This window comes from Taibaiella chishuiensis (genome assembly GCF_003014535.1).
Lineage (GTDB): Bacteria > Bacteroidota > Bacteroidia > Chitinophagales > Chitinophagaceae > Taibaiella > Taibaiella chishuiensis.
In genome coordinates, this window is the sequence record NZ_PYGD01000010.1 from 1 (window position 1) to 25,916 (window position 25,916).

16 protein-coding genes are annotated in these 25,916 nt (G+C 52.1%); 8 read left to right on the top strand and 8 right to left on the bottom strand.

All coding sequences use genetic code 11. The features are described 5' to 3' along the window. Positions 1 to 453 precede the first annotated feature (453 nt). The 4 genes from B0I18_RS19915 to B0I18_RS19930 all read right to left on the bottom strand — a co-directional run bounded on the left by B0I18_RS19915 (position 454) and on the right by B0I18_RS19930 (position 3,189). The gene (locus B0I18_RS19915; RefSeq protein WP_106524514.1) at positions 454 to 1,236 is read right to left on the bottom strand and encodes a sensor histidine kinase; all 783 of its coding nucleotides are present in this window, start codon (positions 1,234 to 1,236) and stop codon (positions 454 to 456) included. After that, positions 1,229 to 1,903 (bottom strand): hypothetical protein, encoded by a 675-nt coding sequence (locus tag B0I18_RS19920; RefSeq protein WP_106524515.1) that lies wholly within the window; start codon positions 1,901 to 1,903, stop codon positions 1,229 to 1,231. The genes B0I18_RS19915 and B0I18_RS19920 overlap by 8 nt, the downstream gene beginning before the upstream one ends. 4 nt (positions 1,904 to 1,907) lie before the next feature. Further along, positions 1,908 to 2,429 (bottom strand): hypothetical protein, encoded by a 522-nt coding sequence (locus tag B0I18_RS19925; RefSeq protein WP_106524516.1) that lies wholly within the window; start codon positions 2,427 to 2,429, stop codon positions 1,908 to 1,910. Positions 2,430 to 2,520: 91 nt separating this feature from the next. Beyond that, positions 2,521 to 3,189: a response regulator transcription factor gene (locus tag B0I18_RS19930; RefSeq protein WP_181358546.1), complete on the bottom strand. Its 669-nt coding sequence runs from the start codon at positions 3,187 to 3,189 to the stop codon at positions 2,521 to 2,523. A gap of 584 nt (positions 3,190 to 3,773) precedes the next feature. Here B0I18_RS19930 and B0I18_RS19935 point away from each other — a divergent pair. From B0I18_RS19935 to B0I18_RS19945, 3 genes are all read left to right on the top strand, one after another. After that, positions 3,774 to 8,600, top strand: coding sequence for a PKD domain-containing protein (locus B0I18_RS19935; RefSeq protein ID WP_181358547.1), 4,827 nt, complete (start codon positions 3,774 to 3,776; stop codon positions 8,598 to 8,600). A gap of 87 nt (positions 8,601 to 8,687) precedes the next feature. Then, entirely contained in the window at positions 8,688 to 10,682 is a 1,995-nt protein-coding gene (locus B0I18_RS19940; RefSeq protein WP_106524519.1) for a PKD domain-containing protein, read from the top strand. 546 nt (positions 10,683 to 11,228) lie between these two features. Next, on the top strand, positions 11,229 to 16,067 hold the full coding sequence (locus B0I18_RS19945; RefSeq protein WP_106524520.1) for a PKD domain-containing protein: 4,839 nt from the start codon (positions 11,229 to 11,231) through the stop codon (positions 16,065 to 16,067). A gap of 132 nt (positions 16,068 to 16,199) precedes the next feature. Here the strand turns inward: B0I18_RS19945 and B0I18_RS19950 are convergent, their stop codons facing one another. The 4 genes from B0I18_RS19950 to hemH form a co-directional block, all read right to left on the bottom strand. Further along, positions 16,200 to 16,589, bottom strand: coding sequence for a hypothetical protein (locus B0I18_RS19950; protein WP_106524521.1), 390 nt, complete (start codon positions 16,587 to 16,589; stop codon positions 16,200 to 16,202). A gap of 33 nt (positions 16,590 to 16,622) precedes the next feature. Then, complete coding sequence (locus B0I18_RS19955; protein ID WP_106524522.1) at positions 16,623 to 19,184, bottom strand: phosphoenolpyruvate carboxylase; 2,562 nt, start codon at positions 19,182 to 19,184, stop codon at positions 16,623 to 16,625. A gap of 84 nt (positions 19,185 to 19,268) precedes the next feature. Continuing rightward, on the bottom strand, positions 19,269 to 19,811 hold the full coding sequence (locus B0I18_RS19960; RefSeq protein WP_106524523.1) for a CopD family protein: 543 nt from the start codon (positions 19,809 to 19,811) through the stop codon (positions 19,269 to 19,271). A gap of 60 nt (positions 19,812 to 19,871) precedes the next feature. After that, positions 19,872 to 20,897: a ferrochelatase gene (gene hemH / locus B0I18_RS19965; protein WP_106524524.1), complete on the bottom strand. Its 1,026-nt coding sequence runs from the start codon at positions 20,895 to 20,897 to the stop codon at positions 19,872 to 19,874. Between the two features lie 163 nt (positions 20,898 to 21,060). Between hemH and hemA the strand changes: the two genes are divergently transcribed. The 5 genes from hemA to hemF are packed head-to-tail and all read left to right on the top strand — an operon-like array spanning position 21,061 to position 25,910. Then, positions 21,061 to 22,296, top strand: coding sequence for a glutamyl-tRNA reductase (hemA, locus tag B0I18_RS19970; protein ID WP_106524525.1), 1,236 nt, complete (start codon positions 21,061 to 21,063; stop codon positions 22,294 to 22,296). A gap of 31 nt (positions 22,297 to 22,327) precedes the next feature. Next, on the top strand, positions 22,328 to 23,248 hold the full coding sequence (gene hemC, locus B0I18_RS19975; protein WP_106524526.1) for a hydroxymethylbilane synthase: 921 nt from the start codon (positions 22,328 to 22,330) through the stop codon (positions 23,246 to 23,248). A gap of 40 nt (positions 23,249 to 23,288) precedes the next feature. Beyond that, positions 23,289 to 23,999 carry a uroporphyrinogen-III synthase gene (locus B0I18_RS19980; RefSeq protein WP_106524527.1) on the top strand — a complete coding sequence of 237 codons (711 nt, stop codon included), beginning with the start codon at positions 23,289 to 23,291 and terminating at the stop codon, positions 23,997 to 23,999. Next, positions 23,977 to 25,002 carry a uroporphyrinogen decarboxylase gene (gene hemE / locus B0I18_RS19985; protein ID WP_106524528.1) on the top strand — a complete coding sequence of 342 codons (1,026 nt, stop codon included), beginning with the start codon at positions 23,977 to 23,979 and terminating at the stop codon, positions 25,000 to 25,002. Before B0I18_RS19980 ends, hemE begins: the two co-directional genes overlap by 23 nt. Beyond that, a complete protein-coding gene (gene hemF, locus B0I18_RS19990) occupies positions 24,993 to 25,910 on the top strand; it encodes an oxygen-dependent coproporphyrinogen oxidase (protein ID WP_106524529.1) in 918 nt (305 codons plus the stop codon). Before hemE ends, hemF begins: the two co-directional genes overlap by 10 nt. Positions 25,911 to 25,916 lie beyond the last annotated feature (6 nt).

Here is a 25,916-nt window from a genome sequence, read left to right on the forward strand (position 1 = left end):
AGGCACTAAGAATAGCTGAGTAAATAAATAGGGATCTGGCAAAATGATGATTCGTTTTAAGAATAAGGCTTTTGTCCCCCAGAAATTCTGCTTGACCCGGTAGATCGTGCAATTTCCAGCCTATACGTTCGGGCCTTAACCAGGGAATCAACCCGGAATCAGCATGGCCAGCTTCGGATCGCCAACCGGCATCTAAATGAAAACAGGTTCGGGATATGCTCTTTTTATGGCTACAGCATCTGGAAAGAGCTAAATAGATAAGATACTTAGGTATGGCAGTGCTTCAGGCCAGCGAGCCCGGGTTATCACAAAAGCACAACCGGCTTAAATCGTAAGCGAAGAACCGGGCAAGTATAAAAAGAGGGATATCGCGGAACGGACAACAGGTGCGAAGCACAAGGCAGGAACAGACCTGGCTTAACTGGATTGGTAGCCTGGCTATGCTGCCTGTTTTCAGTTGGTGACATTACGGCGGGAGAGTAGGTCGGAGTCGGTATAAGGTACCGTAAGGATAACCGTAGTGCCCGATCCGACCATCGACTTAAAGGTAAGTTTGCCATCGATAATGCGGGTACGCTGGTGCATACTTTGCAGGCCCACACCAGTTACGGGCGCGTCGGGGTCGAAGTTGAAGCCGCTGCCGTTATCGGCAATCGACATTTTGAATTCTTTACCGGTATAGTTAAGCTGGATCTCAAGCCGCGTGGCATTGGAATGTTTGAGCGTATTGTTGATGGCCTCCTGGGCAATACGCACCAGCATCAACTCCTTCTCCGGCGGGAAGGCAATATGATTACCCTGGATATCGAGCGAGCATTCGATCTTTTTCGAAATATTGGCCCAGTTTACATCCTGTTGCAACGATTCGATCAGGCCGCGTTTCTTAAGGTATTCGGTATTGAGCGTATGGCTGATGTTATGCACGTCGATAATCAGGTTGTCGAGTATATTGCCCGCCTGCTCCAGTAAAGGTACCTGTTCGGGTACTGCATATTTGTTGATCATACGCAGGGTCATCCGGGTCAGGTTCAGCATCTGGTTTACGTTGTCATGGATCTCCATCGAGATCGTCTGCATCGTACGCTCCTTCTCGTCGATACGGGCGTACAACATTTCATTTTCCTGCCGGTTCTGTTTGGTTTTCTGCACGATAAGAAAAACAATAAGGAAGAAAACAAAAACCACCATCAATAGGGTGCCTGTTACGAAAAAAGGTACCAGGTTCTGGTTATTCATTAAGGTTCTTTATTTTAGAAGGAAGGAAAAAGATCGTTGCATATGCAAGGTAGGTAATGATATTGACCATGAGCAGGCAGATATTGAGGATGGCGGTTTTTTCCTGCAACAGCCCGGCGAAAAAGTCGTACATGCCCCAGCTGAAGAGGGTAGTGCACCAGTAGAAAATGAGTACGCAGGGCACCCAGAAGTGTGTATTGTTTTGCAGGTACAGGTTATTGCTCAGCAGGAGTAGCCTGTAAAAGGAATAAAGCGACATGCTTACAATACAGAGACATTCTACGAATATAAAGTTGGAATTGAGCGTGGTGATCGGCTGGAAAAAGATCATATTGAGCACGCCGAGTATTGTTCCCACCCCGGCGATGTAATACCCGAGGTTTCTTTTCCGGAAGGTGTCGATACTATAGTTGAAGTACAGGCTGATAAGTGCCAGTTCGAAATAACTGAAGATATTATACACCGGTAAATTATTATGGAAATGCTTGGCCGAATACCAGGCCAGCACTTCCGTAAGGCTCGCTATCCAAATCAGTACACAGATGATCTTGGAGGCCAGATCCATTTTCCGGAAGTGGAAAACAGCAAAGATCGAGACCAGCAACAGGACCAGGTTGTACGAGTTGGATAAATGAACGTATAATAATTCACCGGCGTTTAAATTCATCTTGCTATTCTATAACGTCTTTGGATGCGCTGCCGACAAGCGGGCAGCTGGTGGGACAAGGGCGTGCGCGATCGGGTACTTTATAACCCTGCGACAATACATAGGTGCCATCGGCACGGTAGCCTGCCAGTACAATGGTCAGTGCGTTGCTTTTCAGACCGACAGGCTGGCCTTCATGCCCGGAGTTCATATAACTCTGCGTATGCGCAAACATCAGCTTCACTTCTTTGATAGACGAATCCTTCAGGTACTCTCTTAGTGTTTCTGCATTGAGAATAAGCGAACGCAGGTTATCGTCTTCTCCGTCGAGGCTTCTCAGGTAACTGCGGATCATCCGGTTGACGGTGTCGATCGGTACCAGGTTCGTATCTATGACTACATTGTAGGTCATTGCCGTATAGCCTCCCTGGTCGGATTGTGTGGCTGCAGCCTGTTTGCTGTTTTCACTTTCCGTGGTTTTGTCTTTCTTGCAGGAATAACAACAAAGCAGGACTACTACCCATGTGAGTATGTGTAACTTTCTCATAACTGATTATTTAACGTTGTAGAAAAAAAATTGAGCAATTTAACGAATTAGCGATTGGATATCAGGGACAGGATAGGTGTGCTTAAACAGGTCAGATAGGGGTAACGCCCTGGTCTACGGTAACGATGCCGGATTTGATGGCAAACATGGCGAGGCTTACCCGGCTGTTTACTTTCAGCTTTCGGAACAAGCTGTCGCGGTAGCCTTCCACGCTTTTCTGCGTGGTGTTCATCATTTCCGCGATTTGTACATAGGTATGGTCGCTACAGCAATATTTCAGCAACTGCAGCTCTTTTTCAGTGAGCTTAGGCAGCCTGATATGCCTGTTGTCCAGGGCCACGGCGATCTTTTGGGAGAAGAAGTCGGAGAAGTACATCCCATTGTTTCGAATGGATACCAGGGCCGCTTTGATCTCTTCGGGATCGCAGCTTTTCGATAAATAACCATTCGCGCCCAGCCTTATCATCTTAAGCACATAAAGTTCTTCAATAAATGTGGAAAGGACGAGTACTTTAACATTCTTCCATTTCTGCTTGAGCACCGAAATGGTTTCAAAACCGTTCATCACCGGCATTTTAATGTCGATAATACATATTTCGGGCACAGTTTCAGCTTGTTCCATCGCTTTGATCAGTTCGGCGCCATTATTGGCTTCGATTACGACCTTAATGCCGCCAAGCGCTGTAATAAAGGCGATAATACCTTTACGCACAGCGGTATGATCGTCTGCGTAGGCGATAAGTATGGGATTGTTTTTCATAGTCATCTTTAATTCCATTTTCCGTTCGGGGTTAGGACTTCTGCTTAGTATACAAAGGTAAAAATATAAGCTTTTTTTAAAAATTCTTACAGGTAAAAACCTGAAAGATTTGAGTTTAATGTCTGTTTGAAACTTAAATACTCAAATATAATTTTACATCTTATTAAAGGATGTTTAACAGAATAGCTTGTACATATTAAAAAATATATTTTTAAAGTCCTGTTTATTCGTTACCAAATATCCCGCATTGCCTTTTGCCTGTTCTGTAAGTTAACCGAAATGTCCACCCATTATGTTATTTACGCAAAGGTATATACAAAGTTGCAAGACTGCAGGAAAAATACGGGTTAAGCCTTTGTGGGCCGCGCCACAGCCTGTTATACGCCTGCGTAAACTTCGCATAGGCGACCCTCCCTTAACTGTTTATCCCGGTTATACAAATGATTACCTGCCGGCTCCGCGCCGCGCAGGTATTTCTTATGGATGCACCCAAAGCCGGCACCCGCCATAGCTTGGGGGAGCGACGTTTTTTAACACCCAGTTTTTACCATTCCGAAAACCGAAGATCAAACACCAATACAATTATGAAAAAGACCCCTATACTCCGGCAACTTCTCCTATGTTGCTTTGTATTGCTGGGGGGTATGAGCACAGCCATTGCCCAAACCGTGGTAGGCATTAACGGCCCCGTTAATGTATGCCAGGGCAGCACGACGGCCTATACGCCAGCTACCGCTCTCAACCCGGCTTTCAATTATACCTGGACGGTAAGTCCCACATCTGCAGGTACGGTATTATCCGGCAATATCAGCGGATCGAATATCCAATGGACCAATGCGGGTCCGGCCAATGTGGTGCTTACCGGGCGCAATCCCGCCAATGGTAACGCGATCGTGGTAACCGGCTCGCTCGGTATTACCGTAAACGCCCTGCCGGCCCCTTCTGTTACTTCCAATGTACGGCTGGCTTGCCAGCCACTCGAAGACTCCTTCCGCAAAGAAGGACAAAGACCTGTGACGCCCCAGTTTGATACCTCCTCCTGCCAATGGGTATGTGCCAACAGTTATGTGACCTATACCGCAAACGGCAACCCGGGCAGCACCTATACCTGGACAGCTACCGGTTCGGTTTCCATTTCCCCTTCCGGCAATACCTGCAGCATAGGCTGGGGCGCCCCCGGCGATGGTATGGTTACCGTTACCGAAACTACGGCCGCAGGCTGTACGGCAAGCACCTCGTTCTGTGTAAAGATAGTAGCCGGCCCTACAGCTAAGTTCGAAGCCCAACCCGTTCAACGCGATCCGATCGTTATCTGTAAAAACGGCGAACTTGTATTGATAGATCTGTCTACAGGTACGACCGAATCCCCGATCGTATCCTGGCATTGGGACTTTGGCGACGGCCAGGTGAGCAACCAATCTCCCGGTGCTGCCAATAACCCGATCTCGCACCAATACACCACACCAGGCGATTATTCCGTAATGCTTACGGTAACCAACTCCTGCGGTTGTTCTTCCTCTTTCAAAAGAAGAGTAAGGGTGCTGGACCCCGAAGCGCCTGTAATTACCTGCCCCAGGGTAGTCTGCGAAAAAGAAAGAGCCCAGTATTTCGTCAACAGGCCCTGCAGCCCCAGCAGCTGGAGCGTTATCGGCGGTACCATCGTAACCGCTACGGCACAAACTGCCATTATTGTATGGGATAACGTAGACCCTTCAACCGGCTTCGGTTATGTGATGTACAAATCCTGTGCACCCTGCCCGATGACGGTGGTGGAACCTGTTCCTGTTATCCTGCAGCGCGCCAAGATACAGGGATCGACCACGATCTGCCAGGGCGAACAATATGTATACCGCCTGCCCAAATGGCCCGCTACCAAGTTCGACTGGTCGGTGAGCAGCAGCGGCGGCACAGCCACCTTAAACAGCACCGATCAACGCAACGAAATTGCCCTGACTGCAACAGGCCCGGGTACCATTACCCTGACCTGCAAGTACGAAAACACCATGTTGCCTTGCGGCGGCTCGGCTACGATCACGATCAATATCCTGCCTAAAGCCAATATTACCGGTAGCCAGCTGTTATGCCAGGGCCAGAGCGCTAATTACGCAATAGGTGGTTATACAGGTACCTGGTCGCTTACCGATCCGGCCAATAACCCGGCCGGTAGCGGCACCGGTACTACCTTTACCGGCACCTTCAGCCAGGCTGGTGTATACCGCCTGAGTGTAACCGGCTCTACTTTCTGTCCTCCGGCCCAGTACCTGATCAAAGTAGTGGGTACCCCGGCTCCGCCAACCTCTATTACCGGTCCTAACGGCGCTTGCGCAGGTATTCCTGTCCAGTACTCCGCCGGTGCACCGATACCCGGTACCTCCTTCCAATGGTCGGTATCCGGTGGCGGCACTGCCAATGCCCCGGTAGGTTCTGAATCCTATATCACCTTTGCCGGTGCGCCTAACTATACCATTACGGTGCGCCGCGTCACTACCGATGCTGCGCAATGTTTATCTGCACCGCTTACCAAAATCGTGACCGACCCGGTTCCGGCCCTGGTTACCACCGGTCCCGATACCGTATGTCACAGTACCAGCGCTGCGTATTCGATCAACTACCAGGGCGGTGATGCCTACGAATGGGGCGTTACGCCATCCTACCTGGGTAGCGTGGTCAGCAACGGCAGCACTTACAATCCTACTGTGCTGTGGAATATCCCGGCCGGTACCGGTGCGGTAGCAACGCTATACGCAAGGATCAAAAAATGTAACGCTTACCGTACCGATTCTTTCAAAGTATTTGTGCGCGGGGTGCCCAACTTCGTAGCCAAACTGCGTTCCGGCCTGCCGGATACAACAGTCTGCAGCGGTGTACCGGTAACCCTCATCGTGGTGCCCAGTTATCCTGTAGGCTCCGTAACTTCCGTATCATGGGAGTGGGGCGATGGTAATCAGACCATTCCCGGGCCTACCTTCGGCGGTACCTATTCTCATGCCTACAATACCGAAGGCGCGGGCAGTCCCGTTGCATTCGTCCCGGTAATTACCATCACCAATCCTAATGGCTGTGCCGGTACCACCACGGTTACCGGTCCGACGATCAATGTAAAACCGGCACCGGTTGCGCATGTATCGCCCGATGGCCCGCTGGTACATTGCGGTCCCTTCTCCGGCGACGTGCTTACCGCTACCATCACTACCGGTGTAGGCGGTTCGAATACTTATGCCTGGACACCCGCCATTTCTACCACACCGGTATGTACGGCCACGGCTTATGGTTCATATTCCGTGCTGGTAACCAACAGCAATGGCTGTAGCCGTATGTCCAATACCGTTAACATTATCGAGCGTTGTACGCCAACCCCATGCGGTCCCGGTACACCACCGGTTATCTCGGGCGGCGGCAGCAACAACTGCGGCAGTGTAAACGTGAATGTGACCGTAAGCGGTGCTACCGTGGGTTACGACTGGTTCTACCCGCCGGGCGCCACCGTAGTGGGTTCGCCTTCGGCTACCAACCTGAATGTAACCTTTACCGAGGCAGGTAACTACCAGTTTACCTACAGGGCTTACTACCTCAACAATGCAGGCGCTACCTGTTATGTAGACAAGTACATTATGGTACTGGTACCTTATATCGCCGACCTGCGGTATAACATCGTCTGCAACCAGGCTGGTGGTAATTATAAGATCATCTTACAGGATCATACCAACCAGTACCCGGGTATCGGCCTTAACCGTACCTATTACAATGCCTCCTGGACCAGTGTGGGCACGGGCCTCAGCGCCACGGTATTCGCAGCGGGCGGCACCAGCAATACGTATTACGAGGTGATACAGGACAATACCTTTACCCACCCGGCTTGTACCGCTACGGTAAATATTACCCTGCCTGCCTTCCCGGCCGCCGCATTTAACCTGCTGCCAGGTATCCCTAACCCGGGTTGCGTATCTGATGTGGCGTTTAACTTTAACAACACCAGCACCGGTCTTGGCCTGGGCTACCTGTGGAACTACGGTACTGCCCAAAACCAGAACCCTGTTGGCGGCGTAGTGTACGCCAACCCCTACAGCGGTCCGGTAACCCTTACCGTAACCGACAAGTATGGTTGTACCAGCACGGCTTCTACCCCGATCAACGCGGTAGCCAACCCATACTCCGGCACCATGACGGCAGCGCCGAACCCGACCTGCCAGGGTACCGCGGTAACATTGGCTTATGCGCCTTCTACCGGCGGCTTAATGCCATCCGGAACAGGTACCTATACCTGGTATAACGAGAACGCGGCGCTGTTTACCAGCACTGCACCTACCGCTACCTACAGCGTGTTTACACCGGGTGGTTACTGGGTAAAAGGTAAAGGTAACTTTGGTTGCGAAGTCGAAACCCCTGTGGTTCCGGTAGTGATCAAACAGGTGCCTGCCATCTCGATCAGCGGCAATACCAAACAATGTGTTGGCGTACCATTTGTGCTTACCACGCAGACCATAGCCGGCGCTACCTATGTATGGAGCCCCGGTGGTAGCGGCGGCGCTTCGCTCAACCAGACGCTCAGCACTCCGGGCACGTACACCTATACGGTAACCATAACGGTAAACGGTTGTAGCCGCACCAGTCCGCCATTTACGGTAACCGTTAACCCGCTGCCGGCGCCTCCGTCGCTCAGCTTCAACGTGGTGAACTGTAACCCATACGAGCTGCAGCTGAATGCAAGCGGTGTAGCCGGTACCTATAACTGGAACAACGGCCTGTCCGGTTCTTCGGTGAATGTTTACGCCGGCGGACCTTACCAGGTTGTGCTTACCGACATCAACGGTTGTATGAGCAGCAGTGCCTTCTCCGTACCGAGCGATCCGGCCGAATACCTGTGGGTATTCCCTACCGGTTGCTTCTGTAAAACAGAACTCCGTAAGCCTTATGTGATCGGGCCCATCATTCCGTTCAACTATTGGGAATGGAACCAGAACGGGGGCGTTGCCGCTTCGGGATCTGGTGTAATGCCTGATTTCTATGTAAATCCCGGCAGTGTATATAATATGACCCTGGATAATGGCTACTGTCATGTAACCAGCGGTGATATGTATTTTGACAGCGATACCTGCAGGAAGCTGGATCAGCCGGCTAAAGCAGATGTAGCTGCTGCCGGCGTACGGGGCAACCTGGGTACTGCTATGCAACTGATCCCTAACCCTGCAAGGGAGATGGCGACCGTTGTGTACAGCTTTACACCGGGTAGCACCAACCGCACGATCGAAGTATATGATATGGTAGGCAGGATGCTGCAAACCCATACCGTTACTAACGAAAACGGCAGACTGGTATTACAGATGGAGCGATTCAGCGCCGGTATGTACCAGGTGGTTATGAAAGAAAACGGCATTATGGTACAGCAAAGCAAACTTTCGCTTACCCGCTAATGTTATAGTCTCTTACTTAAACCGGGGTGGCAGCAGTGCCGCCCTGGTTTAAGTTTTTTTTACGAACAGCACAAACAGGATGGTATTATGAAAAGAATTTCAACACAGGTTATTTCGATTTTGCTGATGGTAATAGGCGGTACGCAGGGCGCTTATGCGCAGGGTACCTGGCAATGGGGCAAAAGGGGCGGCAGTGCCAACCCGGCAACCAATTCCTGTTGCTTCGAAAATGCAGCCGATATCGCTACCGATAAGAACGGCAACATTTATGTATTGGGCAATGCCAATATGGGCATTAATGTAGATGGCCATAACCATGCCGGTTATGGCAACAACCTGTCTTCCGGCAATGTGATTATCGCCAGCTGGAGCTGCAACGGTACGTTTCGCTGGATGAAGGTAGTAGGCAGCTATACCAGCAGTGCGGGCAGGAGCTTAAGGACCGATACGCTCGGCGGGGTTTACCTGAGCGGTTATACGATCAGTAATAATACCCTGGGTTATACGCATTTCGACAGCGATACCGCCCTGGGCAACACGAACAAAAGCATGTTCGTGGTTAAATACGATACCTCCGGCAACTACAAATGGCTGCGTATGCCGCAGGCCGACACCGTAGGACCGGCATCGATTACCTACTCCGGTGTAGTAGATATGGACGTAGCGCCCAACGGCGAGTCGTTTATCTTCTGTTATCTTAACCCGGGTATCTATAGCGGCACATTCGTGGTGACAGCGCCCGGGATCTATGTGTACCGGTACAGTGCAACCGGCGCCTTTCTCGGGGCCACACCCTTAAACATAACCATAGCCGGCGGCTCGGGCGGGGGCGGCAACCTGTACAATATACAACAGAGCCGTTTTAAACGGGACCATGCCAATGGCCGGTATTATGTATCGGGGCACTACGATGCCGGTTATGGCACCATGACCTTTGGTACAACGGCGGTGACCAAAGCTGCTTACCTTGGCAGCTTCTCGGCTACAGGCGCTATGCAATGGGTAAAACAATCGTCGACCACCAACCCGGCTTATGAAACGGCGGGTATGATCAGCGGCAGGCCCGCTACAGACGAGCAAAACAATATCTATATTACCGGCAACACGTTTCATGGCCAGAGCTTTAACGGGCATACCTTCAGCAATACGCTGACTACCGTGGAGTGGCCTTGCCCCTTTGTGATGAAGCTGGATGTAAACGGCAATAAACTGTGGGCAACTAATGCCTCGGTAATCGGCGCTGCCAACGGCCTGGCCATTGCAGCGGCTAATGGCGACGTGGCCATTACCGGCAGCTTTTACCAGGATATGCAGTGGGGCGGCGTTACCCTGAAACAGGGCATCAACGAAAGCTCCGATGTATTCCTGGCGCGGCTCAACGCACAGACGGGCAGCATAGCAGGCATCGATACTTTAAAGAGCAGTTATGGCGCCGAGGAGGTACCCGCTGCCATCGAGCGCGACAAACGGGGCAACTATTATGTTTCCGGCAAATTCTTCAATGACCTGATCGTAGGCCCGAATACCCTGAACAATATCGGCGGCGAAAGCGACTGGTTCGTAGCCAAGTTCGGATCGGCCAGCTGTAGCTGTACCTTGCCGGTAGCCAACTACACCAATACGGTTAACGGCAATACCCTCAACTTTACCTATACCGGCAGCACGCCTGTAGACAGCGTGGTATGGAACTTTGGCAACGGCGAACGCGGCACGGGTACTACCATAAGCAAGACCTATGCACAAAGCGGCACCTACAATGTATGTGTAACCACTTACAACAGCTGTGGCAGCAATACCTATTGTAAAAATGTATCCACCGCCGGTGTGGGTTTTGCAGACCCAGATCCGTTCGGACTGCTGAGCATCTATCCCAACCCGGCCAAAACACAACTCTTTATCAACGGCCTGCAGGAACCGGCGCCTTATAACCTCTACAACAGTATCGGCAGCAGGGTACAAGAAGGGCAGCTTGGACAGGGACAGGCGGTTATCGATATGGCCGGCCTGGCCGAAGGTTGGTATATTATCGAATTACTACATAAAACAGGCGCCAAACAACGGATCCGGATCATTAAACAATAACAATCACTCATAATATTTACGGTGCAACCCTTAAAGAGCATTCTTTAAGGGTTGTTTCTTTTTGCCTGAGCCTGAGTTCGTTGAACAAAAACGGCCTTTCATTAAAAAAACAGGTTATATACAATTAAAGGACGAACTGCGGTTTTCTAAGGACGAAATGATATTTGTACTGCATAAACTCTTTGTTTCGGATTATCAGAAAAATACATCTCGTAAATTATTCTAATTGATATAGTTTTTTTTATGCTTTATGTATTTCATTTGCGATATAAAATGAACGTGTAGCATACTCATGTTATCTATAAAATCCTCTGTTGCAATAGTCATTTTTCAGAAACGGGAGAAGGGATAATACGATGCCGGCAATATGCGCTATAAAGCTTACCGGTAATTAAACAGCGGGCAACAAGCCATTTATTAAAACCCAATATGTACCAGATCAAAAAAAGCCGTCATCCCCCTTAACGTTATGGGGCAACCGAAAAAATCAAAGAACCCGGTTCGTTTTCCGGGACACAAAAAATCCACTTTAATCAAAGACTAATTATGCAAAGAACATTTTTACTCCAGCGGCTGCTGCTTTGTTGCCTGTTTATGCTGGGGGGGATGAGTTTCGCCGATGCGCAGCGGCCTCCCCGTCCTGGTATTAACGGTCCGTTTTCGGCCTGTGTCGGTAGTACCAGTACCTATACCGCAAACAATCCTTTTACCTTTCCCGGTTTCGTGTATAACTTTACCTGGACCCTGAGCCCAAGTACTGCCGGTACCGTGCTCTCTACTACCAATACGGGCTCCGGCGCCGGTACCGCCAATATCCAATGGCATACACCAGGTAATGTAACGATTACAGCTACCTCTACATTAGGCGATGTCTATACCTATACCGTACAGGTGGGCGCCATACCGGAACCCGTATTGACTACCGACGTATTACTGGCCTGCCAGCCCCTGGGCAATGACCCCAAGGAAGAGCAGCGCGCACGGTTTGATGAAGTTACCTGTCAATGGGTGTGTGAAAACTCTACGGTGAAGTATACCGTAGCCGGCAGCCCCGGCAGCACCTATACCTGGACCGCCACGGGCGCTTTAAGTTTAAGCCCTTCCGGCAATGATTGTTATGTATCCTGGGGACCTGCCGGCAGCGGCACGGTTACTGTTACCGAGACGACTATTTACGGCTGTAAAGCCAGCAAAACCATGTGTGTTAAGATCCAGCAGGGACCCGATGCACGGTTTAGAATCCTGAATTCGAACGACCAACCCGTAGTGATCTGCCGCGGCGGCAGCATCCTGATCGAAGACCACTCCACCGGATCCGCGCAATCGCCTATCGTTTCCTGGCATTGGGATTTTGGCGACGGCCAGGTGAGCAACCAGTCTCCCGGCGGGGCCGGTAATCCCATTACCCACCAGTACGATGTGCCTGGCGGTTATAAGGTTACCCTGATTGTGACGAACTCCTGCGGATGTACCGATGAAATGACCCTTGAAGTTGTTGTAAAAGACGGCAAAGCGCCGGTGATCACCTGCCCGAGGGTAATGTGTGAAAATGAATCTGCCGAATATTTTGTAAATATCCCTTGCGACGTACATAGCTGGAACGTAGAGGGCGGATCGATCGGAAATATAACCGACCAATCGGTGGTGGTAACCTGGGATCATGTAGACCCGGCTACCGGCTTTGGCCTGATTTCCTATACCGCTTGCAAGGAATGCGAAATGACCACCATCGAACCTGTACCTGTTGTGGTGAACCACGCCCAGGTACAAGGCGAGCAGAACATCTGCGTAGGCCAGGAGTATGTGTACCGTTTGCCCAAATGGCCAACAACACAGATGAATTGGTATGTGGCCAGCGGTTCGGCTTACCTGACCCAGACCGACCAGCGTAACGAGATTGTGGTAGTCGCTACGGCTCCCGGCCCGATTACACTGGCATGTTCCTATTTCAATACATTTCTCGGTTGCGAAGGCTACACCGAGATTGGCTTGCAGGCTAATCCTAAAGCCCAGGTTACCGGCAGCCAGCTGCTGTGTAAAAACCAGACCGCAAGTTACAGTGCCGGCGGCTACTTTGCCGACTGGGTGCTGACCAATGCAACGGGCTCCGTTACAGCAACAGGCTCCGGCTTTACCTTTACGCCTCCGGCCTTTACCGTACCCGGCACTTATACGCTGCGTGCGACCGGTGCTACTTTCTGCCCGGCCGACGACTATGCAATTACCGTTAAAGACCTGCCTGCCGCACCGACCATGATTTCCGGCCCGAGCGGCGCTTGTCCCGGTATCCCGGTACAGTTCAGCGCCGGCCCTGCAATTGCAGGTACTACCTTCCTCTGGAGCGTATCCAGCGGCAGTGTAAACAGTGCAACCGGCGCGGAAACGTATATCACGTTTACCGGTGCACCTAACTATACCGTTTCTGTACAAAGGATCACGGCCGATGCTGCACAATGCGCATCTACCGCGCTTACCCGTATCGTTACCGACCCGATGCCGGCCCTGTCTATTTCCGGCCCGGCTACCGTATGTCACAGTACCACGCAAACCTATGGCGAAAGCTATGGCGGCGCCGATTCTTATGAATGGAGCATTTCCCCGGCTAACCTGGGTAGTGTAATCAATCCTAACGGCGGCATATTTGGCGGCGGCGGGGGCAATATCGTTTCCATACTGTGGAACGTACCTCCCGGCACCGGCGCTACGGCTAAGATCTATGTAAAAGTCAGGAAATGTAATACCTACCGTACTGATTCCTTCAATGTATTTGTACGCGGCGTACCTACATTCATAGCCAAGTTAAGTTCCGGTGCAGCCGATACCACCATCTGCAGCGGCTCCCCGGTTAACCTGCAATTGGTACCGAGTTATGCAGTAACCTCTACAGACTCTGTTACCTGGCAGTGGGGCGATGGCAGCCAGAACTATCCCGGCCCATCGTTTGCAGGCATCTATGCCCATATTTACAACACCAACGGCGCCAGCAGCCAGTCGGCCTTCCAGCCTGTGGTAACCATTAAGAATCCTAACGGATGTTTGGGTACGGCAACGGCCGTAGGCCCGGTTATCCATGTAAAACCGGCGCCGGTTGCGTTTATTTCCCCTTCTGGTCCTATTGCCAAATGCGGACCATTTACCCAGCAACTTACCGCAACACTGACTACGGGTATCGGTGGTTCCAATACCTTTGCCTGGAGCCCCTCCGGTCCTAACAGCCCTACGTTAACCACTTCTTCCCTGGGCCTGTATTCCGTAACCGTGAGCAACAGCAACGGTTGCAGCAGCACATCGAATATCGTGGAGATCAAAGACGGCTGTCCTAAAGAACTGTGCGGCCCCGGCCCCTCTCCTGCAATTGTACTGACCGGCAGCAATACCTGCGGTACGATCAATGTAAACGCAGCAGTGACCGGACCGATGATGTTCCAGGAATGGATCTATGCCAATACTGTAACCGTTACCGGTATGAACGCCACCAGCCTGAATGCAACCGTAACCCAGGCCGGCAATTACCAGTTCGACTACTTTGCCTTCTACCGCAACAATGCAGGCGATACCTGCGTGATAGACTCTGCCATTACCGTACTGGTACCTTATATGGCCGGTATGCGTTATGAAATAGCCTGTAACCAGGCCGCAGGTAACTACAAAGTTACCCTGGCCGACCGTTCCAGCCTGTACCCCGGTATCGGCGTAAACCGTACGTACTACAACTCCTCCTGGGTAAGCCTGGGTACCGGCTTAAGCACCGCAGTGAACGTAGCCGGCGGTACCACCAATACCTATTACATGGTAATCCAGGACAATGCCTTTATGCACCCTGCGTGTACCACCAGTGTAACGGTAACTTTACCGGCCTTCCCGGTAGCCGATTTCTCCCTGGCGACCAATGCCATAGGTTGTGTGGGTAATGCCTTTAACTTCTGGAACCAAAGCCAGGGCGCTAACCTGAGCTATCTCTGGAACTACGGTCCGGCACAAAGCCAGGGCCTGGAAGGCGGTGTCGTATACACTACGCCGTATATCAACAGCCCGGTTTCCCTTACTGTTACCGACCAGTACGGTTGCGTAAGCACCAAATCGCAACTGATCACTGCCAATGCAAATCCTTATTCCGGAACCCTTACGGCATCGCCTAACCCGGCCTGCCTGGGCACCCCGGTTAACCTGGCCTATACACCGACAGCAGGCGGCTTTATGCCGAGCGGCACCGGTATGTACAGCCTGTACAAGGACAATATGCAATTGAGTAATACGGTTCCGCCGGCCAGCGGCTTTACCGTTACCGAGCCGGGTGGCTACTGGATCAAAGCTACCGGTATATACGGTTGCGAATCCAAGACCAATACCGCAGCAGTAGAGATCAAACAGATACCTGCAGCCGTTATCAGCGGTAACGCCAAACAATGTGCTAACGTACCGTTTACGCTGACAACAGAACCCGTACCGGGCGCTACCTACGTATGGGGTACGCCGGGTAGCATTATCCCGTCTACATCGCCAACGCTCAACGAGTCGTTAAATGCCCCGGGCACCTATACCTACACCGTAACGGTGATGCTGAATGGCTGCAGCCGTACCAGCGCGCCATTTACGGTTACCGTAAACCCGCAGCCGGCACAGCCTTCTGTATCGTTTAATGTGGATTGCGATCCGCAGTACCTGATTACGCTGGATGCAAGCGGCCCCTCAGGCACGTACAACTGGAGTAATGGCGCCAATGGCCCGACCATGCAAACCTACCAGGGTGGTCAATACCAGGTGTTCTTTACCGACGAGAACGGTTGTAAGAGCAGCAGCCAGATCAATACGCCTAAAGACCCGCGCGAATACCTGTGGATCTTCCCGAAAGGCTGTTTCTGTAAGCTGAGGACGAAAACCTACCTGATCGGGCCGATCACCCCGTTTGCCGGATGGTCATGGGATGAAGATGGCGTACCGGTATCTTCCGGTAATGGCTTGATGCAGCTCTTCTATCCAAGCCCCGGTCATACGTATACCATGACGCTGGATAACGGCTATTGCGCTGTAACGAGCGACCCCATGCACTACGATGACGAGGTATGTGGCAAACTGGGCACCAATCTGGTAGCCGACAATGTACCGATGACTGCCGCACTGACGAGCACCGGTACGGCTATGCGCCTGGTGCCGAACCCTGCACGCGAAACTGCAGCTGTTGTGTACAGCTTTACACCAGGCAGCCGCGACCGCCTAATCGAAGTATATGACATGATCGGCCGTAAGCTGCAGACACATACCGTGACTGCCGACCGTGGTGAACTGGTACTGCCCGTGGCTGAATTTGCCGCCGGTGTATACCAGGTGATCATGAAAGAAAACGGTACTACGGTACAGCAAAGCAAACTTTCGCTGACCCGCTAATATCTTTTTCCTTTAAACCCGGAACCCATAGTGGCTTATGCCGCTATGGGTTTCTTTTTACACGCGCTTAAGCGGTACATAAAAAGCCCCGGCATTACTATGCCGGGGCTATATTTTATCGATAATGCGGGATCAGGACCTGGCCGCCAGGTTAAAGGCCATTTCGGAGCCGGTAAGACTGCGTACCAGGTTCTGGAACTGGTGCACATAACGGATATGGGGCAGGGGGATACTCGGTCCTTCTTCATGTACAATGTATACGCCTTCGTCCTGCAACAGGATGGAATGCGGTCCGAAGGCCAGGCCACCGATGGCCTGTTGCAGATCGCTCAATCCGCACGGGTATATTTCTGCTACCGCAAAAGTCCGGATATCCTGCTGGTAATCTGCCTTGGCTTTTACCTGCCTTGCAACCAGGTCTACCGACACTACCCGCAGGTAGACGCCGGTGTCTGCTGCGGCCTCGCCGGGCAGCCCGGGATGTATGTAATTGCCGGGACGTAATTCTATGGGTTCGATCACGATGTTTTATTTAGCCTGCAAAGATAACAGTTGTTATGCCGAATTACGGCCGGCGTTGATAATGCCAAACGAACAGCGCGTTACCATTTTCTCGTATACCTGCTGTAAAGCTTCAGTAAGACTATCCTGCTCCTGCAGCTGCATCAGGCCATATTGTTGTATCGTTACCAGGGGCAGTACAATGCGTTCGCGCATCTGTACCGATTGCGCACTTACCGGTTCATCGCCCATCAGTTCTTCTTTATCCGACAGGCGCAGTAATTGTTCGCGGGTAAGCAGGTATTCATTATAGATCTTCTGCCACAGGTTGCCAAACCGCGGATGCCGCGCCAGGTGGGCCGTCAGCGGGAAGTAACATTTCTTCGTCGCCATTTCACAGTTATCGAGCAAGGCCTTAAAGAACGAAGAGTTTTTGTAGAGCTGTCGCAGCTCCGGCCATTTGCCCTGTTCCCCCAGTTGTTGTAAGGCGGTGCCTACACCGTAATACCCGCTTACATTCTGCTTCAGCTGGCTCCAGGCGCCCACAAAGGGGATGGCACGCAGGTCGTTCATATTCAGTTTGCCGCTGTTGCGTTTGGCCGGCCGGCTGCCGATATTGGTATCGGCATAAAAGCGCAAGGGGCTTACCTCGCTCAGGTATTCGAGAAAATGTTCGTCATTTTTCAACTCGGTATATGCCCGGAAACTCTCTTCCGACAAGGCATTCAGCAATTGATCCTCGGCTTCGTCGAGGGTGGGTTTCGCAGGGCCGTATACCCGGTTATAGATACCTGCCTGTACCAATTGTTCCATATTAAATTGCGCGGCATCGATATTGCCGAAATTGGTACTGATCGTTTGTCCCTGGATCGTAAGCTGTATCTCCTTATCGGCGATATTGCTACCCATAGAGGCATAAAACTTCTGGGTCTTACCACCGCCCCTTGCCGGCGGACCGCCCCGGCCGTCGAAAAATACAACGTCTATACCGTATTGCCGGGATATGGCGGTAAGCGCTTCTTTGGCTTTATAGATCGACCAGTTGGCCATCAGGTACCCGCCGTCTTTAGTGCCATCGGAGAAGCCCAGCATAATGGTTTGCTTGTTGTGCCGGCGTTGCAGATGGGCTTTATAGGTCTCGTTGCTGTAAAGCATATCCATTACCGCTGCGGCATGCTGCAGGTCGTCTACGGTTTCGAACAGGGGCACAATGTCGACAGGCAACTGCTGCGGTTCCCAGCCGGATAAGAGAAACAGCGCATATACCTCCAGCACATTGGAGGCGCTGGTGCAATGACTGATGATATAACGGTTACAGCCTTCTTCGCCATTCTCTTCCTGTATATTGCGGATAACGCCGATCACGTCTACGATGTCCTGCTGTACATCATCTTCAAAGCTGATGGCTGTTGTGCCGGTAGACAGGCCGGCCAGGAATTGCACCCTGCCGGCTTCGTCCAGCTGGCTATAATCCTTGTGCAGCCCGCCGATCATAGCGGTATGTACCGAGCTGTCCTGCCGGATATCTAGGGTAGCGAAGAACTGGCCGAACACCAGGATCTTCGCGATAAAGTCATCGACCAGTCCGGCAAACAGGCCGCCATGCTCGGTGGTAAGCAGGTCGCGGATCGCATACAGGTCGCGCAGCAGGCTTTCTTTAGTAACCGGGAATGCGTAACCGGGTGTAAATAAGGTGTGAAAGAGGCTGCGCTCCAGGTCCTGCACCGGCTCGGCTATGCCGCTAAACGTAAGCCTGCGGCGCAATACACGGGCATCGGCATAGTAGCGGCGCAGCAGGCGCTCCTTTAAGGCCCGGGCTACACGCAGGGTAGTTTCTGCCTTAACGAACCGGTTGCCATCGCGATCGCCTCCCGGCCAGAAGCCCAGCCGTATTACCGGGTGTTTGTCGCGGGCAAAGAGGTCGGGCACTGCGTCCTGCAGTTCGTTCAGGATATTACCGGCAGCCGGGTAAAATACGTTTTCCAGGAACCACATCAGGTTTACGGCTTCGTCGTAAGGGGTGGGTTTCTGTTTTTTCATAAAGGGCGTTTTGCCCAACTGGCGCAGGTAGTCGTTCACGCGGCTGGTATCGTCGGCGGCCAGGGCTTCGGAGAGGTCGTGGATAATACCCAGCACCGCACCAGGGTAAAACTGGGTGGGATGGGCCGTAAGCACCAGCCTTACTTCCAGGTCGCCAAGCGCCTGTATGGCTTGTTCGCGGTCGGCGGCGGCTTTGCGGCTTTGCTTCAGTGCAAGCTGCAGCAGGTCGGCCTGGCCGGTATCGTGCATCTGTGCAAAGGCCGCGTCCTCTACGGCATCGAACAGCACGATCTGGCGTTCTGCATATTGTATAAACCGGAACAGCATGTCCAGCTTGTCTTTACTGTCGGTGTAGGTGGTGTATTGCTCCAGGAAGCTGTCGATAATATCCCGGGGACTTAGTTGTTTCTGATAGCCTTCTTCGCAATGCATCAGGAAAAGGGTAAGCAGTACGCCGGTCTTTTCTATCTTATGAAAAGGCAGGGCCGTGAAGAGACTGTTATAGAGCTGGAACCGGGTGCCTACCAATTCGTTGAACTGGCGCAGCGCATTCCCGGAGTTTACGGAATAGGCCATAATGCGGAGGTGTTGTATCCTCAAATGTAGGGATTTTGCCTTATTGCCCGTCCCGGCGTTCCGCGTAAATGGTATAGATGGCTGTTATGCTTTTCTTAATTGCTTATAGATACGGATGGCCAGCATCAGGATCACCACAAAGGCAACGAGGCCGCCCAGGCCCCAGGCCAGGCTCATGGCTTGTTTGACCACAGCCAGCATAACGATGGCCACGAGGAATATGGTCGCTACTTCGTTCCAGATACGCAGTTGCTGCGAACTGTATTTAAACACACCGCGTTGCTGTTGTTTAAAAATGCGGTGCAGGCTGATGAAATAGGCATACAACAACAGCACGAAAAGCAGTTTGATATGCAGCCAGCCGTGGGCGCCGAAATGATCGAGGTAGTGGCCCTGCCACAATACCAGCGGACCGAAGATAAGGGTCAATAGGGCCGAAGGTATGGTAATGCCATACCAGAGCCTTTTACTCATAATACCGAATTGCTGTTGCAGGATACTGCGCTCAGGCTCCGCTTTAGCGGCCGCTTCTGTATTGTAGATAAACAGGCGGACAATATAGAACATGCCGCTGAACCAAGTCACGATAAAAATGATATGTAATGCCTTGAGGTAAAAAAAGTCCATACGGTGATGCCGGCTTTAGCGTGCCGGGCTCAAAATTACAGGAAAATACAGCGTCTTCGTTTACAACATGGCCTTTACCCAGGCAACAACAGTATCGGTCCAGGGTTTGGAGTCGTTCAGGCAGGGAATATAAACCAGTTCCTCGCCGCCTGCACTTTCAAAGGCATGTTTGCCCTCCATGGCAATCTCTTCCAGGGTTTCGAGGCAGTCGTTGATAAAGGCGGGGCATACCACCAGCAGCTTTTTTACCCCATCGGCCGGCAATGTTTCCAGCCGGGGTGCGGTATAGGGTTTGATCCATTCGTTGCCGGCCTGTTTCAGGCGCGACTGGAAGGTGGTCTCATAGCGGTTTTCGGGCAGGCTCAGCTTTTCGGCTACCAACCGGGTAGTTTCATGGCATTGTTTCTGGTAGTTGATGGCCGGCATCACGAAGCCGGTATCTTTCGCGCCGTTCTGGTACCGGCTGATGGTTTCGTCGTCTTTACGCATATGCCGCTCCGGCAGACCATGATAACTGAACAGGATCTTGTCGTAACCCTGTTCGAGGTAAGGCGCTATACGTGCCGCCAGGGCTGCGATATAGTCGGGATGATTATAGAACGGGCTCACAAACTTCAGGCTGAACGGGTATTTGTATTTTTTGTGGATCGCCCTGGCATAGGCCACGGCGGTCTCGTAGCTCGACATGGTATAATGCGGGTACAGGGGGAAAAGGATCACTTCCTTCAATCCGGGGTCGGCCTGCAACAGTTCGTCGAATACCTTGCGTGGCGAGGGATTGCCGTAACGCATGGCGGTCCGCACCGGGTAATCGAACTGTTGTTGTACGGCATCGGCCAGTTGCCGGGTAAGTACGATCAGCGGCGAGCCGTCTTTACGCCATACCTTACTATATGCTTTGGCAGAGTTGGGGGCGCGGAATGGTGTTATAATACCCCGTACCAACGGGAAACGGAACACGGCCGGGAAATCCAGCACCCTGCTATCCATCAGGAATTCATTCAGGTACCGCCTTACATCTTTTACCTCCGGGGAGTCGGGCGAGCCGAGATTCATTAATACCAATGCTTTGCCAGTAGCAGCCATATAGGGAAAATTGAGGATCAGGAAGAGTGCAAAGGTACGGGCGGGAAGTTATCGGGAAGCCCATAAACGATATTGATTTGTGAAATGACATTCTCATGACAATCCCATTCCGGCATGATCACGTATATGTTTTACATTTGCACACCAATCAGTTTTATCGGGCATGCATACAGACGACAAGCATTCAATTTCTGACTTTTGGGTTATCGGCATCAATTACCGTAAATCGGATACCGCCTTACGGGGCCAGTACGCCATTAACGAACAGCAATATGCGCAATTACTGGAAACAGCGCCTGCATATGGCATTTCCGAATTATTCGTACTCTCTACCTGCAACAGAACAGAAGTTTATGGCTTTTCTAAAGATGCATCATCGCTGATCACCCTTTTATGCAGTTGCACCGAGGGCGACAGCGATCATTTTTTTCGCCAGGCCTATATCCGCAATGGTAACGAAGCCCTCAAGCATATTTTCAATGTAGCCGGCGGCCTGGATTCACAGATCCTGGGTGATTACGAAATTGTAGGGCAGATGAAACTGGCCGTGGCCTTTGCCAAAGAACGCGGTTATGTCGGCACATTTACCGAACGCCTGTTCAACAGCGCGCTGCAGGCCTCGCGGGCCATCCGCTCCGAAACACAACTCAGCAGCGGTACCGTATCGGTAGCCTATGCTGCCGTACAGTTTATCCTGAATGTGGTACCGGACCTGAGCCAGAAAAAAATACTCATTATCGGATCGGGTAAAATAGGTAAGAACACTTGCCGCAACCTGGTCGAAAAAGCAGGCCGGGAGCAGATCACCCTGGTAAACCGTACCGAAGAGCGGGCCCGTCAGTTTGCAGAAGAGCTCGGCTTACAGGTAGGCGCTTACCGCGACCTGGAACAGCATATCACCGATAGCGATATCATTATCGTAGCTACAAACGCCACCAGCCCGGTATTGCGCAAAGCACACCTGGCAGCCGGCGATAAAAAGGTATTGATCGATCTTTCTATTCCCAATAACATCGACCCCGAAGTACGGGACTATGCCGGCGTACAACTGGCCGATGTGGATGCCCTGTCGAAGATCAACGATGAAACGTTGCGGCGCAGGGAAGCAGAAGTGCCACGGGCCAAAGCCCTGATCACCTGCCAGATCCACGACTTTGCCGAATGGTACCTGATGCGCAGGAATGTACCCGTGCTGAAAGCCGTAAAACAAAAGCTCAACGAGCTCAACAACCAATTGTTCGAAGCCCGTAAAGATACCGATAACCAGGCCGTACAAAAGGCGCTTAATGGCATGGCCATGAAAATGCGGACCGAAGAACGCAGACCCGGTTGTAACTATATCGAAACGATCAACGACTATATGAGCAATACGCTCAACGAACAGATCTCTTTATCCTGAGCTTTCCGGGCATAGGCCTGCGTACACAACAATGACTTTGAAAAATATACGTATCGGTACCCGCGACAGCCGGCTTGCCTTATGGCAGGCGGAGCAGGTACAGCAATTACTTACCGCACAAGGCTTTCCATCCGAACTAGTACCGGTTAAAAGCGAAGGCGACCTCGACCTCGTAACCCCGCTGTATGCCATGGGCGTTGAAGGTGTATTTACCAAAACGCTTGATGCGCACCTGCTCAGTAACCGCATCGATATAGCGGTACATTCTATGAAAGATGTGCCCGTACAAATGGCGCAGGGTATCGTATCTGCCGCTGTGCTGCAACGGGCTTCGTATAAAGACATCCTGGTGGTTAAAGACCCGGAGGTATTGCATAGCTTTACCGAACCGCATATCATTGCCACAGGTTCTGTACGCCGCAGGGCGCAATGGCTGAACCGTTACCCGCATCACCGCATCGACGAGTTGCGGGGCAATGTGCAGACCCGCCTGCAAAAGCTTGCGGACAACGATTGGTCGGGCGCTATATTTGCAGCGGCAGGCCTGGAACGCATCGGCATCCGTCCCGGAACAGCCGTCGACCTCGACTGGATGTTGCCTGCTCCGGCACAAGGGGCCATTATGGTGGTCTGCAGGGCAGGCGAACAGGTGTTGCTCGAAGCCTGTGCACCGATGAATGATACGGCTACCGCAGCATGTGTTCATGCCGAACGGGATTTTCTGTCGGCGCTTATGGGCGGCTGTGCCACACCCATCAGTGCCCTGGCCACTTACAACGGCGATAAGCTGGTGTTTAAAGGAAGCGTGCTGAGTGCTGAAGGCAAGGAAAAAATAGAGATCGAAGAGGTGTTTAATGCGGCGGAAGCGGCTGCAGCGGGCCGTCTTGCCGCAGAAAAGATTATCGCAGCCGGCGCAGACCGGATCATTGCAAAACTGAACAGGAAGGGATAGCATAGCTGTCCCCTTTTTTAAATAACAGCACACCACCGGCATGGACATAAACCTGTTAAGCACACGGCACCTTTCGGCCGAAAGTATCAAGGATGCTGCATGGTGCGGTATTCATATCGATATCACCCCTTTTATCGAGGTGGCGATACGCGAGGACGAAGCCTTGCTGCAATCCCTTTTACCCCTGGCCGGAAAACCTATCCTGGCCATATTTACCAGCGCATATGCCGTACAGGCCCTGCAGGAATTGATGCCTGAAGCACCACGCACCTGGAATATAGCCTGCACCGGCGGCAAAACCGCACAGGAAGCAGCAGACTGGCTGGGCGATGCGGCCATTGTAGCTACGGCGCCCAATGCTGCGCAACTGGCCCAAAAAATTACCGCCCTGTCGGCACAGCAGGTCGTGTTCTTCTGCGGCGATCAGCGGCTCGACCACCTGCCCGTCGCGCTACAACGTTCAGGTATACCCCTCGAAGAGATCATCGTGTACGAGACCAAGGCAACACCGCTGGTGCTTGATACGCAACCCTACCGGGGTGTACTCTTTTTCAGCCCGAGTGCGGTACATAGCTTTTTTTCGGTCAATATGCTGCCGTTTAAATGCACCGTTTTTGCCATCGGCGCTACCACGGCCGCGGTAGTACAATCCTATACTTTCCATAACACGGTCATAAGCCCCGAACCTGGCGAACAGGCGATGCTCGATCAAGTGATCAATTACTATAATGAAGAACGACTTATTAATTAAAGCGCTGAAAGGCGAAACTGTAGACCGCGCGCCGGTCTGGATGATGCGCCAGGCAGGAAGATACCTGCCGGAGTATATTGCCCTGAGGAACCGTTACGGTTTCTTTGAACGCTGCCAGACGCCCGAACTGGCCTGCGAGATTACCCTGCAACCCGTCGATATCATCGGGGTAGATGCCGCTATCCTGTTTTCCGACATCCTGGTGGTGCCACAGGCCATGGGCATGGAGGTACAGCTGATCGAGCATAAAGGACCGGTATTACCCGAACCCATCCGCACCGAACAGGACCTGGAAAGGATCGTAGTACCCGATGTACACGACCGGCTTCATTATGTATTCGATGCCATTAAGCTCATCAAACAAGAGCTGAACGGCCGCGTGCCGCTGATCGGCTTTGCCGGCGCTCCCTGGACCCTGCTGTGTTATATGGTACAGGGGCAGGGCAGTAAAACCTTCGACGAGGCCAAAGCATTTTGTTATAAAAACCCGGTGCTGGCACATACCCTGCTGCAACGCATTACCGATACCACTATTGCCTATCTTAAAGCCCAGATCGAAGCCGGCGCCGATGCGGTGCAACTGTTCGACAGCTGGGGCGGCCTGCTGAGCCCGCATGATTTCGAAGACATCTCGCTGCAGTATATGCGCCAGATCGTAGCCGCGGTTAAAGACCTGGCCCCGATCGTGGTATTTGCCAAAGGAGCCTGGCATTCGCTTGCCGAAATGGCGGCTACCGGAGCTGCAGGCCTGGGCATCGACTGGTGTATAAAACCCGGCCTGGCCCGTTCTATGGCAGGAAGTAAGGTAACCCTGCAAGGTAATTTCGACCCGGCCAAACTGCTGGCGCCGATACCGGTCATCCAACAGGAGGTAAAACAAATGTTGCAGGGCTTCGGCAAAGACCGGTATATCGCCAATCTCGGACATGGCATCCTGCCCAATGTGCCGGTCGATCATGCAAGAGCATTTGTAGATACTGTAAAAGAATACGCATGGCATTAAAAGAGCAATGGATCAGTTATATCCACGGTCTGCAGGATGAGATCTGCCGGGCCCTGGAGGCTGTCGACGGCCAGGCCCGTTTCCGCGAAGACCAATGGGAGCGCGGCGAAGGCGGCGGCGGTAAAACAAGGGTAATCGCGAATGGCGCTGTATTTGAAAAGGGCGGCGTAAACACTTCGGTTGTTTATGGCGCCGTAACCGATGTTATGCGCAGCCAGTTGAAGATAGAAGGGCATACCTGGTTTGCCTGTGGTCTAAGCCTCGTGATCCACCCGCTTAATCCTTTTGTACCCACGGTACATGCCAACTGGCGCTATTTCGAGCTCTACGACAAAGAGGGCTGTATCGCCGACCAATGGTTCGGCGGTGGCGCCGATCTTACGCCTTATTATCTTTTCGACGAAGATGCGATCCATTTTCATGGCGCCTTAAAACAGGCCATGGATCCCTTTGATCCTGCTTTATATCCCCGGTACAAAGAGCAATGTGATCAATACTTTGTAAATACCCACCGGGAGCAGGAAACAAGGGGTATCGGCGGTGTGTTTTACGACCACCTGCGACCAGATGCGGCGCGCGATGCCGACTGGCTCTTCCGTTTCCAGCAGGCCAATGGTAATGCTTTTGTCCGGGCCTATATCCCCATCGTTGAACGCAGGAAGGATACGCCCTGGAACGAACAACATAAATACTGGCAGGAGATCAGGCGGGGACGTTATGTCGAATTCAACCTCATCCACGACCGTGGTACCATTTTCGGGTTAAAGACCAATGGCCGCACAGAAAGTATCCTGATGAGCCTGCCGCCCACGGTGCGCTTCGATTACGACCATCGCCCGGCAGCAGGCAGCGAAGAGGAGCGCCTCTTGCAGGTATGCCGCCAGCCACGTACCTGGATCGCCTCCTAAGCCCGC